The sequence below is a fragment of the Neobacillus sp. BP17 genome (assembly GCF_059579525.1).
In genome coordinates this window covers 1,859,914-1,871,990 of record NZ_CM184198.1, presented here as the reverse complement: position 1 = coordinate 1,871,990, position 12,077 = coordinate 1,859,914, and the positions used below count along the sequence as shown (strand labels likewise).

General features: G+C 38.2%; 11 protein-coding genes. All 11 read right to left on the bottom strand.

Features of this window, described 5'->3' with window-relative positions; genetic code table 11:
- The 11 genes from AC4QJR_RS09070 to AC4QJR_RS09020 all read right to left on the bottom strand — a co-directional run bounded on the left by AC4QJR_RS09070 (position 1) and on the right by AC4QJR_RS09020 (position 11,964).
- Complete coding sequence (locus AC4QJR_RS09070; protein ID WP_098571714.1) at positions 1–726, bottom strand: GntR family transcriptional regulator; 726 nt, start codon at positions 724–726, stop codon at positions 1–3.
- Positions 727–1,022: 296 nt separating this feature from the next.
- Complete coding sequence (locus tag AC4QJR_RS09065; protein WP_496525931.1) at positions 1,023–3,371, bottom strand: FtsK/SpoIIIE family DNA translocase; 2,349 nt, start codon at positions 3,369–3,371, stop codon at positions 1,023–1,025.
- Positions 3,372–3,503: 132 nt separating this feature from the next.
- Positions 3,504–3,740, bottom strand: a complete 237-nt coding sequence (locus tag AC4QJR_RS09060) for a YlzJ-like family protein (RefSeq protein ID WP_098571712.1) — start codon at positions 3,738–3,740, stop codon at positions 3,504–3,506.
- On the bottom strand, positions 3,737–4,492 hold the full coding sequence (locus AC4QJR_RS09055; protein WP_496525930.1) for a ClpP family protease: 756 nt from the start codon (positions 4,490–4,492) through the stop codon (positions 3,737–3,739). Before AC4QJR_RS09055 ends, AC4QJR_RS09060 begins: the two co-directional genes overlap by 4 nt.
- Before the next feature lie 97 nt (positions 4,493–4,589).
- Complete coding sequence (locus AC4QJR_RS09050) at positions 4,590–6,257, bottom strand: ribonuclease J (RefSeq protein ID WP_496525929.1); 1,668 nt, start codon at positions 6,255–6,257, stop codon at positions 4,590–4,592.
- A 308-nt stretch (positions 6,258–6,565) separates the two neighbouring features.
- On the bottom strand, positions 6,566–7,441 hold the full coding sequence (dapA, locus tag AC4QJR_RS09045; protein ID WP_496525928.1) for a 4-hydroxy-tetrahydrodipicolinate synthase: 876 nt from the start codon (positions 7,439–7,441) through the stop codon (positions 6,566–6,568).
- Positions 7,442–7,523: 82 nt separating this feature from the next.
- Positions 7,524–8,768: an aspartate kinase gene (dapG, locus tag AC4QJR_RS09040; RefSeq protein ID WP_098571707.1), complete on the bottom strand. Its 1,245-nt coding sequence runs from the start codon at positions 8,766–8,768 to the stop codon at positions 7,524–7,526.
- A gap of 33 nt (positions 8,769–8,801) precedes the next feature.
- Positions 8,802–9,851 (bottom strand): aspartate-semialdehyde dehydrogenase, encoded by a 1,050-nt coding sequence (gene asd, locus AC4QJR_RS09035; protein WP_496525927.1) that lies wholly within the window; start codon positions 9,849–9,851, stop codon positions 8,802–8,804.
- Positions 9,852–10,054: 203 nt separating this feature from the next.
- Positions 10,055–10,654: a dipicolinate synthase subunit B gene (gene dpaB, locus AC4QJR_RS09030; RefSeq protein WP_026566481.1), complete on the bottom strand. Its 600-nt coding sequence runs from the start codon at positions 10,652–10,654 to the stop codon at positions 10,055–10,057.
- Positions 10,651–11,553, bottom strand: a complete 903-nt coding sequence (gene dpaA / locus AC4QJR_RS09025; protein WP_098571705.1) for a dipicolinic acid synthetase subunit A — start codon at positions 11,551–11,553, stop codon at positions 10,651–10,653. The genes dpaB and dpaA overlap by 4 nt, the downstream gene beginning before the upstream one ends.
- A gap of 168 nt (positions 11,554–11,721) precedes the next feature.
- Positions 11,722–11,964 carry a YlmC/YmxH family sporulation protein gene (locus AC4QJR_RS09020; protein WP_098571704.1) on the bottom strand — a complete coding sequence of 81 codons (243 nt, stop codon included), beginning with the start codon at positions 11,962–11,964 and terminating at the stop codon, positions 11,722–11,724.
- Positions 11,965–12,077 lie beyond the last annotated feature (113 nt).

Here is a 12,077-nt window from a genome sequence, read left to right as displayed (position 1 = left end):
TTAAATTCTTTTCCTTAAAACATGAAAACTAAACTTGTCCGCTTTAAAATAGTTTACCGAAAAAAGAATAGGTTCATCCATTTCATCGAAATGCATTTGCTTTAAGACTAACAATGCAGTTTCTGGTTCGCATTCTAGAATTGGGGAAATTTTCTCATGATAGCCTAAGGGCTCAATTTGAGCAACCGCGTATGTAATTCTTCTGTTAGCTTTTTCTTCCAAAATATGAAAGATCGATTCTTCTGCATGTGAAAATGTTTCCGGCAGAATACGTTTGGGTACCTTGTCGACACAATAAACGACTGGCTCCCCATTGGCGGTTCTAACCCTCTCCATCACGAAAATCTCCTCATCAATAGAACAGGAAAAACGGCGAATATCCTCTTCGGTAGCATCTTGTGTTGATGAACTAAGGAAAATTGTTCCAGGAGTCATTCCAGCTTGTTTAATCATGGCTGTTACACTATTAAGTTGTTCTATACCTGATGTAAACAAGGGCTTTACATTAACAAAAGTACCCACGCCATGTCGTCTAATGATGACATTTTCTTCTTCGAGGATCCGTAATGCTTCTCGAAGAGTTGCTCTGCTCACACCAAGATGTTTGGCAAGATCAAACTCAGAAGGTAATTTCTCTTTTTCTTTATATACTCCATCTGCTATATCTTGCTTTAGACGATCGATAACTTGTAGGTATAAATGCCGGTTATCTGATTTTATAGACATCCTGTATCCTCCAGCCTTTTCCTTAGACATCAGACATCTGATATCATTTCTACTAATCGAAATTTATATTAACACTTTTTTGGGTATAAATAAATAGCTATTTATAAATTTTGTCGATAATGGGGAAGGTTATGTCACAAATGTATCAAGGAAATTTTTCCTATATATTATTTTGGATTTTGCGGGTAATTTCACCCACAAAAAACAGCCCTTATTATGATAATTTTCCCATCATAATAAAGGCACTATATTTTCTAGTCTACCTTTTACAGTTTCTGCTAATTTCACCAACTAATTTATGAACTTTGTTCTTCTTTATCTATTGGTTTCGCCTGCAAGACAGCTCGTGGCTTACTGCCTTCATAAGGTCCAACGATCCCACGTGCCTCCATTTCGTCTATTAATCTTGCTGCTCTTGTATACCCAATACGAAAACGTCTTTGTAACATAGAAACAGATGCTGTTTGCATTTCAATAATTAAGTCAACTGCCTCTTCATAAATATCATCATCGACCGCACCCGTTACTTCTGGGATATCATCTGGTATCATTTCATCCTGATATTGAGCTTTTTGCTGTCCAATTACAAATTCTACCGTATCCTCCACTTCTTGGTCCGAAAGAAAAGCACCTTGAACTCGAACTGGCTTTGATTCTCCAACTGGAAGGAATAACATATCGCCTCTGCCTAACAGTTTTTCTGCACCACCCATATCCAAAATTGTCCTGGAATCGGTAGCACTGGATACGGCAAAGGCAATTCTTGATGGAATATTTGCTTTAATTACCCCAGTAATGACATCAACAGATGGCCGTTGGGTTGCAATAATCAAGTGAATTCCTGCCGCACGGGCCATTTGTGCAAGGCGGGTAATCGAATCCTCCACATCTGAAGAGGCAACCATCATTAAGTCTGCTAACTCATCAACAATAACGACAATAAATGGCAGCAATGGCTGTTTATCATTTTCTTCTAAGTTATGCCTTCTTACATGTTCATTATAGCCCTCAATATTACGCGTTCCCGTATGTGAGAACAAATCATAACGTCGTTCCATTTCGCTTACTACTTTTTGCAATGCTTGTGAGGCTTTTTTGGGATTCGTTACTACCGGTGCTAATAGGTGTGGAATCCCATTATAAACATTCAATTCAACCATTTTCGGGTCAATCATCATTAATTTTACTTCATGAGGCTTTGCTCGCATCAATATACTAGTGATAATTCCGTTTATACATACACTTTTACCGCTTCCAGTTGCACCAGCAACCAACAAATGGGGCATTTTATTTAATTCCGCCAAAACAGCCTCACCCGTAATGTCTCTGCCTAAACCAATTAACAGTTTTGAGTCGGGCTTGTCATTTTGGGTTGCTTCTAATACCTCACGAAGTGAAACCATTGCCACCTCTGAATTAGGTACCTCTATTCCAATCGCTGATTTACCAGGGATTGGCGCTTCAATTCGAATTCCTTTAGCAGCTAGTGCTAATGCTAAGTCATCACTTAGACTGACAATTTTACTTACCTTTACACCTACATCGGGATGAACTTCATATTTTGTAACAGCTGGTCCTAAATGTACTTGAGTAACTCTCGCCTTTACTCCAAAGCTTTGAAATGTTCTCTCGAGCTTTGCCGCATTCGCATGGATTTGTTCATATTCTCCACTTTGGTCTGCTTTTCTTGGCAAACTTAACAATCTAAGCGGGGGTAACTCATAGTCGATATTCTCGACTTCTGTAAAAGTGATTGGCGGTATTGGATCTTCATTTTCTTCCGGCTTGCTTTTAGTTTGCTTCGTTTCTGCAGGCTGATTTGTTTCAATTACCTCTTCAACATAGGCCCTATCTGCAAAGCTAGAAATAATTGGCTCTGGAGAACTGATTTCTTCCTGAGGTGATTGTGATTCTGTAGTTGATCTTGTCTGGCGATTCTGTTCACTGATCTCCTGCACTTGTCTTCTTTGTGTAGTTCTTTCTGCTTTTTTCTCCTGTTGTTTTTGTTTCCATTCTGTCATATCGGTTTTAAATGCATCCCATTGACTTTTTGAGAAATCAACAAGAACCATCATGATTTTCGCAACAAAATCTCCAAAAGATTTTCCAGTTAGTAAAATAACTCCAATTAGGATGAAAATAAAAGCAATAATTTTCGTCCCGGTCTCTGCAAATAAATAATGAAATAAAGCAAATAATACTGCCCCAAGCATTCCCCCACCTAAATCGGTTGTGCTTGTTTCACCTCTTAGTTCCATCATAAATAATTCCCATGTATTGCTGATCACACTGGGGTCTTTAAATTTCCCATCATTGGTTAGCAAATGAAAAAGCGTGACATGACTTAGGAGCAGAATCGCTGAAGTAATAAAGTACACTCCAACTAATTTAATATGGAAGAAAAAAGGAATAATTCGTTTCCACATTAAATAAACGCTTAATACAACTAGTCCAATTAAACTGAGCATATACCATTCTCCCATCCAAAATCGGAAGAAAATCACGGTTGCTTTTCCTACTGCACCAAGTTTTGCTATCGATATGATTGCAATTGCTAAAATGGCCAATGCGGATAATTCAAATTGAACAGTCTTTTTCAAATGGTTATCTCTTTTTTTAGGTTGTCTTCTCTTTTTCTTTGCCATCTAATCACCCTGTGTTTATTATGGTATATTATTCCTTTAGTATATAACATCCCTGTATAAGAGGGTAAAAAGGAAGAAAGCAGCCTTACTGGCTGCTCTAGTGTCTTCCCTTGATTATACCATAATCTTCTATTACATAGCGGACAATCCGTCCAGGTTCGCGAAAGAAATTTTTGCTCCCGGACATAGTTGGTCATCCAAGTAATGCTGGGGATCTGTACTTAGATTCCGGATGACTTGAACATTTTGACCATCTACAAACTCTACCATGAGGGGTATGCCCTGGTAACTGACCATTTGTGGTTGTCTGGGTGATTCCGCCTCATAAGGAAAAATTAATTCGGGTGGCACCATAGTATAAAGTATCATTGGATCATCCCCTCATCCTTTTCTCTATGTAGGTCAATCATTTCATTTAACTTTTTCATTGCCTGTCCAAGCCCACCTACTTCATCAATTAAACCTGTCTTAACAGCATCAACACCAATTACATTCGTTCCAATATCCCTAGTTAAATTTCCTTTTGCAAACATTAAATCTTTAAATGTTTCTTCACTAATTTTTGAATGCTTGGTTACAAAGTTAATGACCCGGTCTTGCATTTTATCCAAATATTCGAAGGTTTGCGGCACACCAATTACAAGACCCGTTAATCGAATAGGGTGGATCGTCATGGTTGCGGTTTCAGCAATAAAGGAGTAGTCACAGGAAACAGCAATTGGAACTCCAATGGAGTGGCCTCCTCCTAATACAATGGAAACCGTCGGCTTTGACAGAGTCGCAAGCATTTCAGATATAGCTAGGCCTGCCTCAACATCCCCGCCAACCGTATTTAAAATAATGAGAACACCCTCTATTTTAGGGTTTTGTTCTATTGCTACAAGTTGAGGAATGATATGCTCATATTTTGTTGTTTTGTTTTGTGGTGGCAGTGCCAAATGCCCTTCAATTTGACCAATAATTGTCAAACAATGAATTTTAGAATCTGTTGACAGCTGCGGGACATTTGTTTGTCCTAGCTGCTGAATTTTTTCTATTAATGCAGAAGATGGTTTATCCTCTTTTTGAGGTTCGCCGCCTTCTTGACTCGCAGTTTTATCCTTTTGAAAATCGTTATTCATCCTTAATACTCCCTTCAAGCATGATATAGGTTAGTATTATCTTATAAGGTAAAATCATGCCAAAAATAAAAAGCACTGGATGTCCAGTGCTTTCATTCTAGATTTCCATAATGATTGGGAGAATCATCGGTCTTCTTTTTGTCTTTTCATATAAATTTCGATTTAATTCTTCTCTTATCTCTTGCTTTAAACTAGACCATTCAAATGTTTCTTTGGCAATATTTCTTTCTACAATGTCACGAACTAGTTTTGTTGACTCCTCCATCAACTTCTCCGATTCGCGAACATAAACAAATCCTCTAGAAATAATTTCAGGACCAGCTGCTATACTCTTGTCTTGTTTTTTCAATGTCACTACGACAATTAGGATTCCATCCTGCGATAAGAGCCTTCGGTCACGTAGGACGATATTCCCGACATCACCAACACCAATGCCATCAATTAGAATATTCCCAGAAGGAACCTTACCCGAAATGGCTAGTCTGCCTTCCTTCCATTCTAGAATATCTCCACGGTCAGGGATAATAATTTGTTCATCTGTGAGACCACATTCCAAAGCTAATTTTCGGTGCGCTTTAAGCATCCGATATTCACCATGTACAGGAACGAGATATTTCGGCTTCATTAAGTTAATCATAAATTTTAATTCTTCTTGACTGCCATGACTTGATACATGGATCGTCCTTTTACCCGATATAACATTAGCACCAGCTCTAAAGAGCAAGTCGATTGTTTTAAATAAAAATACTTCACTGCCTCTAAGCGGGGAAGCGGCAATCAAAACCGTATCTCCTTTTTGGATGTTAACCACTTTATCCATTTGCTTTGCCATTCTCTGCAAAGCCTCGATCGGTTCACCCTGACTCCCAGTCATTAATACGACAATTTCATGATCCTGATATTCTTTTAACTGACTGACAGGAATAATTAGATCTTCTTCTACTTCTAAATATCCTAAATCAAGGGCAATATGATAGATCCGCTCCAAGCTCTTACCGACCACAGCCACTTTACGTCCGTTTTCCTTTGCTGCGTTAAAAATATGCTGAATTCTATTTATATCCGAGGCAAAACATGCTGCAATAATCCTCCCAGGTGCATTATAGAAGGTATTGGACATTTCCCGTTCCACAATTGCTTCTGATGCAGTATAACCAGGCTTTTCAGCTTCCGTACTATCAGACAATAAACATAAAACCCCTTGTTCTCCAATAGCTGCCATCTTTCCAATTTCAGGTTTATAAAGCTGTGTAGCCGCCTGATCAAATTTAAAATCACCTGTATAAACAATGGAACCTTCAGAGGTATGAATGCAAATCCCCACAGAATCTGGAATACTATGATTGGTTTTAAAGAAACTAACATCAACTGCATCTAAGTTAACAATCGTATCTGACTGCACTTCAATAAAATTTGTCTTACTAAAATAATCCTGTTCTCTAAGCTTTGCACTTGCAAGTGCCAGTGTGAGCTTAGTTCCATAAACAGGCACATCAATATGGGTAAGAACATATGACAATGCCCCAATATGATCTTCATGTCCATGAGTAAGGAAAATTGCCTTTACCCGTTCCTTATTTTCTTTTAAATATGTAATATCCGGAATGACAATATCTATGCCTAGCATTTCTTCCTCGGGGAACATTAAGCCGGCATCAATAATAAATATATCCTTGTCCACTTCGACAAGATACATATTTTTTCCGATTTCTCCTACGCCACCAAGTGAGATTACCTTAATGGAGTTATTAATTTTGTTTATCAATTTGTAAATCCTCCTATGTTGTAACTAAATTTATTTAATTGAACTCCGAAAAATGTCTAGCTGCAGCTCCGCTCTATAGGGTGCATCCGCCTTTCTTATTTCCGATCCAAATCAGTTATAATTATTATACTTGATTTTTGAAAACCTTTCCAATAAAAATGCAATAATGACTTTTTCTGATGGCTTTGTTAAAGTTGCCTGTTGATTTCCGCTCCAATCAACAGGGTGCCAAAATATACAATAAGCCTTAACACAGCCTTTTAAATCAAAAAGCCAACCGGCTTTTTGATCCGGTTGGCTTTGACTATTCATTTTATTTGTTTTAATAGAGTAATTAATGTTGTTCGTTCTTGTTCTGTCAGCCCAACGAGTGGGAGCCTTACTGACCCGACATCTAATCCTGATACCTGTAAAGCCGTTTTTACAGGAGCAGGACTCGGAGCAGCAAATAACCCTTGCATAATTGGGAGAAGCTGTTGATGCATTTTAGCAGCCTTTTCATTTTCACCATTAAAAAAAGCTTTAACCATTTCCTGCAGTTGATTCCCAATAACGTGAGATGCAACCGAAATTACACCTACCCCGCCAATAGAAAGCACAGGGATTGTCATACTGTCATCCCCACTATATAAAACAAAATCATCATCTGTATTAGCAACGATATGTGTCATTGCATTAAGATCACCGCTTGCTTCCTTAACTGCAACAATATTTGCTATCTTTGATAATCGAATAATCGTATCAGGCTGGATATTAACTGCAGAACGGCCTGGTATGTTGTAAACCATTACCGGCAAGGAGGTTGCTTCTGCAACAGCCTTGAAATGCTGATAAAGGCCTTCTTGATTTGGTTTATTATAATAAGGAGCAACAATCATTATTGCATCCACTCCAAGCTGCTCAGCTTTTTTTGTTAATTCAATAGATGCATAAGTATTATTGCTTCCTGTTCCAGCTATTACTGGAATGCGCTTATTTACTACTTTAACAACATGATCAAATAATGCAAGTTTTTCTTCCTTAGACAAGGTTGGAGATTCACCAGTGGTCCCAGCAATTACAAGGGATTCTGTTCCATTTTCAATTAAATAATTCACTAATTGCGTGGTTTTAGCAAAGTCAATATGTCCTTTTTTATCAAAGGGAGTTACCATTGCCGTCGAAACTCGCCCGAAATGAACCATATTTCTACTCCTCTCAATACCATCAAGCATAATTAAATCCACAATTCATCTTAGGGATTTACTATTCATTTGAAGATAACTTTTATAAATCAGTAATATTAAATTCTACTGATTCATCTTCTAACTGAAAGGCATCATGAAGGGCATTAACCGATTTAACTAAATCATCCTGCTTTACAAGTACCCAAATCGTAGTATGACTATCAGCAGATTGTAATATACGAATCCCATAATCCGATAAAGCCGTCACGATTTTGGAGGTAACACCAGGGACACCGGCAATTCCTGCACCAACAACAGAAACCTTAGCACAATGACGCTCAACGACGGGGTCATTGCCTAATTCATTTAGAACTGTAATTGCACGATCCGTCATTTCTTCCGTAACTGTATAGATTACACCATTAGGAGAAATATTGATAAAATCTACACTGATGCCTTCATTGGCCATCGCCTTAAATACTTCAGCCTGCAAGTAATATTGATCCTTTTTTGCAAAGACTTTAATTTGGGTAACATTTGAAACATGAGCGATTCCGGTAACAACACGTTCCTTTATATCACTGCCACGATTATTTTTATTTATGGATGTGACCAATGTTCCTAAATTATCTGAATAGGTTGAACGAATCCGGATTGGCACTTTTGCCTGCATAGCGATTTCAACCGCCCTAGGGTGAATGACCTTTGCACCTTGATAAGCCATATTACACACTTCTGTGTAAGTTACAACAGATAGTGGTCTTGCATTTTCAGCAATACGCGGGTCTGCTGTCATAATTCCTTCCACATCTGTAAATATATCAATATACTCAGCATTTAGGGCAGCTCCTAAGGCAGCCGCTGAAGTGTCACTTCCACCCCGGCCAATGGTTGTCATATCACCATTATTTGCCGCACCTTGAAAGCCAGCTACCACGACAACATCATTACTTTCTAACTCACTAAGCAACCGATCACATTGCATATCAATAATTTTTGCATTTGTATGGTCATTGTTTGTACGGAAACCTGCTTGTGCACCAGTTAATGATACAGCACTAATTCCGCTCTCAAGCAGCATATTCACAAACACAACACTAGATATAACTTCACCACATGACAATAATAAATCATGTTCGCGTTTTGAAATTTTACTTAAATTTCCACCGACTAAAGAAAGTAATGAATCTGTTGCATAAGGGTCACCTTTTCTTCCCATCGCGGAAACTACAACTACCACTTTATAGCCATCAGCTAAAGCTTTTTCGATATGGCTCTGAGCATATTTTCTGCTTTCTTCATCTTTTACAGATGTACCGCCAAATTTTTGAACAATAATTTTCATGGTGACACAAAAACCTGCCTTTGTGATGTAACTTTATTTTACAATACCTAATTTCACTAAACTTTCTGCGATTTGGACAGAGTTCCAAGCTGCTCCTTTAAGCAAGTTATCAGAGACAACCCACATATGAAAACCACGAGATTCATCGAGGTCCTTTCTAATTCGACCGACAAAAACATCATTTTTCCCAACGCAATTTGCAGGCATTGGATATAGTTGATTTTCTGGATCATCTTGTAAAATAATACCTGGAGCATCCTTTAATAATGCTTTAATGTCATCCGCACTAACATCATCCGCTTCAATTTCAAAATAAACTGATTCAGAATGACCAACTGCTACAGGAAGTCGAACGCAAGTTGCAGAAACCTGTAACTCTGGTAAGTGCATGATTTTTTTAGTTTCATTAATCATTTTCATCTCTTCAAATGTATATCCGTTATCTTGAAATTTATCGATTTGTGGAATCGCGTTAAAAGCAATTTGATAGTGATTTTTATCTGATTTCACTGGTAAAATCTTTGGTTCATATGCTTCTTCGTTTAAGATTGACTGAGTTTGCTGCATTAATTCCTCGACAGCTGCTGCACCTGAGCCGGAGACAGCTTGATAAGTGGAGACGATAACTTTCTTTAAACCAAATTGTTGACGAATTGGCTCAAGGGCAACAACCATTTGAATGGTGGAACAATTTGGGTTAGCAATAATCCCATTATGTTGATGAAGGTCTTCTTCGTTCACTTCTGGTACAACTAAAGGTGTATTCTCATCCATTCTAAAAGCGCTAGTGTTGTCCACCACGATCGCACCACGCTTAACTGCTTCTGGACCAAGCTCCTTTGATACACTACCGCCTGCACTAAAAAGGGCTATCTCAACGCCTTCAAAACTCTCAGGCTTTGCTTCTTCAATCGTATATTCTTGACCATTAACATCTACTTTTTTACCTGCTGAACGTGCTGAAGATAATAGGGTAAGTTTTCTGATTGGGAAGTTTTCTTTCATTAATGTTTGTATCATTTGTTGTCCGACTGCTCCTGTTGCTCCAACAACAGCAACGTGATATCCATTTTGTTGAGTCATTACTAGTTTTCCCCTTCCATACTCATCGTTGTACATAACTGGTTATATACTTTAAAAGGAAATCGCCTGTATAAAGCATCCAGCATGTTATTAATAATTTTTTATTTCTCATCAGTGGGTTGAATCTTCCCACTGATGATAGAATAATTTATTTTAACATATTCCTTAAAAGAAATAACCTATTTTGATGAATGAAGGAATTATTAGTCAGAATCTTTATACCTTTCTACTAATACAGGTTGAATTTGTTTCCCTTCGATAGCTGCTTCAACTGTTTCTGTGAGCAATGTCATTCTTGCAACCATTGAATTTGGTTTTTTAATTGGATCATCCTGCCCATATGGAATAAAGTATATATTCTTGGTAGCCATTAGTCTCATTAAATTTACTCCATTTAAACCGAGTGCATCATTTGTTGAAATCCCCAGCACCACTGGTTTTAAGTTACGCAGTGTTGCTTTTGCTGCCATTAATACTGGACTATCATTCATGGCATTCGCAAATTTACTCATTGATACCCCTGTTAATGGAGCAATTACCATACAATCCAAAGGAATTTTTGGTCCGAGCGGCTCTGCTTTTACAATGGAGTCGATCACTTTGTTTCCTGTTAAATCTTCAATTCTTTGGATCCAATCTTCTCCTTTTCCAAAGCGGGTATCTGTATTTTTAACCGTAAAAGTAACGACAGGCATTACCTCTGCACCGGCTTGAACTAACTTTTCAATTTCTGGGAATACTGCATCATACGTACAATGAGAGCCGGTTAAGCCAAAGCCAATTCTTTTACCTTTTAAACTCATTTCACTTTCCCCTTTCGCTTTCTTAAATCATCTTGAAGCAGTTGGGCAAGAACATTGGCCAAAATTTGACCCGCCGTTTTTGGAGCGACAATCCCAGGCAGCCCCGGTGCAAGCAATGCTTTAATCCCTCTTTTTTCAGCATAACGAAAATCAGTACCTCCTGGCTTGGAGGCCAAGTCAATAATGAGCGTATGTGAAGGCATTTTTGAGATAACCATCGCTGTCACGATCAAATGTGGTGCTGTGTTTATTAAAATATCAGTGTCTTTTACTTCATTAACTAGATTATTTAAATGGAATGGTGTCAATCCCATCTCAGTTATCCGAGCTATATGCTCACTTTTCCTTGCTCCCACCTTAACTTTTGCTCCTAGTGCAGCAAAGGTTCTTGCCACACTCATCCCCACTCTCCCTAAGCCTAGAACCGCAATATTTGACCCATGTATGGTAAAGTCGGTATGTTGAATCGCCATCATTATTGTCCCTTCAACCGTTGGAATTGAATTGTAGATGGCCACATCATCCCTTTCAAATAATTGTATAAGAGTTCGTTTAGCTTCCTTAGTAATTCCATTTAAGTAGGGATTGCTAATTCCGGAATAAACCGTACAATGCTCGGGGGTCTTTGCAAGCAAATCCCCTGTCAAAATAACCTTTTCATTAGAAAAGATTGTTTCTACCTGACCTTCTAAATTTGTACCGGGTACTGGCAGGATAAGGTTATCCATATTTGAAAAATCTACTTCATCCAACTTTTCCTTGACCGCACCTGTAAATGCGTGATCAAGTTGCTCAAAACCAATAAGCGATAATCTCGCATCTAATTCGGTTAACTTGCGGATGATTTCCAGCTGTCTGGCATCCCCGCCAATCACGGCAATCTGCATCCCTGTCAGCATGAAAACATTCACCTTCTTTTTTTAAAAATCCTACTAAGAGAATCCTTTTCTATATATCACTCCACCATCTTATGTCGGTTCTCTTCATTCGGTGAGTTTTCCATACGTACTAAATAAAAAAGCCCAAGCAAGATGAATCTTGCTTGGGCCTCCATGGGCTTGCGTGTATTAATCCTCGTCTGGTACATCGATAATGATCATATCAGAGCCTATTTTTTTTATATGATGCCACGGAACCCTAATTTCTTCCCCTTGTTTTCGAAAACCAAACCATTTTATAGAAGGAATAAGCAGTGCCTGAATTTGGCCTGTCCCTTCATTAATTTCTAAATCAGTTTGTCCGAGTACTCCCATTCGTTCGGCCTTTTTTACATCAACAATTTCTTTCCCGCTTAATTCACTCAATCTCAATGCAAATGCCCCCCTTCCTTTCCACCTTACTAATAGTCTATAGGAGGAAGTCCTTATTTAGACTAAAGAAAAGATTTCAGAACTTAGTGGTGAAGTTTTCCTATATAAAAAGA

What these genes read in the sequence shown, in the direction of transcription:
- dapA (WP_496525928.1), bottom strand. Translation starts at nt 7,441, where the DNA reads ATGGTTCATTTCGGGCGAGTTTCGACGGCAATGGTAACTCCCTTTGAT.
- AC4QJR_RS09055 (WP_496525930.1), bottom strand. Translation starts at nt 4,492, where the DNA reads ATGAATAACGATTTTCAAAAGGATAAAACTGCGAGTCAAGAAGGCGGC.
- asd (WP_496525927.1), bottom strand. Translation starts at nt 9,851, where the DNA reads ATGACTCAACAAAATGGATATCACGTTGCTGTTGTTGGAGCAACAGGA.
- AC4QJR_RS09060 (WP_098571712.1), bottom strand. Translation starts at nt 3,740, where the DNA reads ATGATACTTTATACTATGGTGCCACCCGAATTAATTTTTCCTTATGAG.
- dpaA (WP_098571705.1), bottom strand. Translation starts at nt 11,553, where the DNA reads ATGCTGACAGGGATGCAGATTGCCGTGATTGGCGGGGATGCCAGACAG.
- dpaB (WP_026566481.1), bottom strand. Translation starts at nt 10,654, where the DNA reads ATGAGTTTAAAAGGTAAAAGAATTGGCTTTGGCTTAACCGGCTCTCAT.
- AC4QJR_RS09065 (WP_496525931.1), bottom strand. Translation starts at nt 3,371, where the DNA reads ATGGCAAAGAAAAAGAGAAGACAACCTAAAAAAAGAGATAACCATTTG.
- AC4QJR_RS09070 (WP_098571714.1), bottom strand. Translation starts at nt 726, where the DNA reads ATGTCTATAAAATCAGATAACCGGCATTTATACCTACAAGTTATCGAT.
- dapG (WP_098571707.1), bottom strand. Translation starts at nt 8,768, where the DNA reads ATGAAAATTATTGTTCAAAAATTTGGCGGTACATCTGTAAAAGATGAA.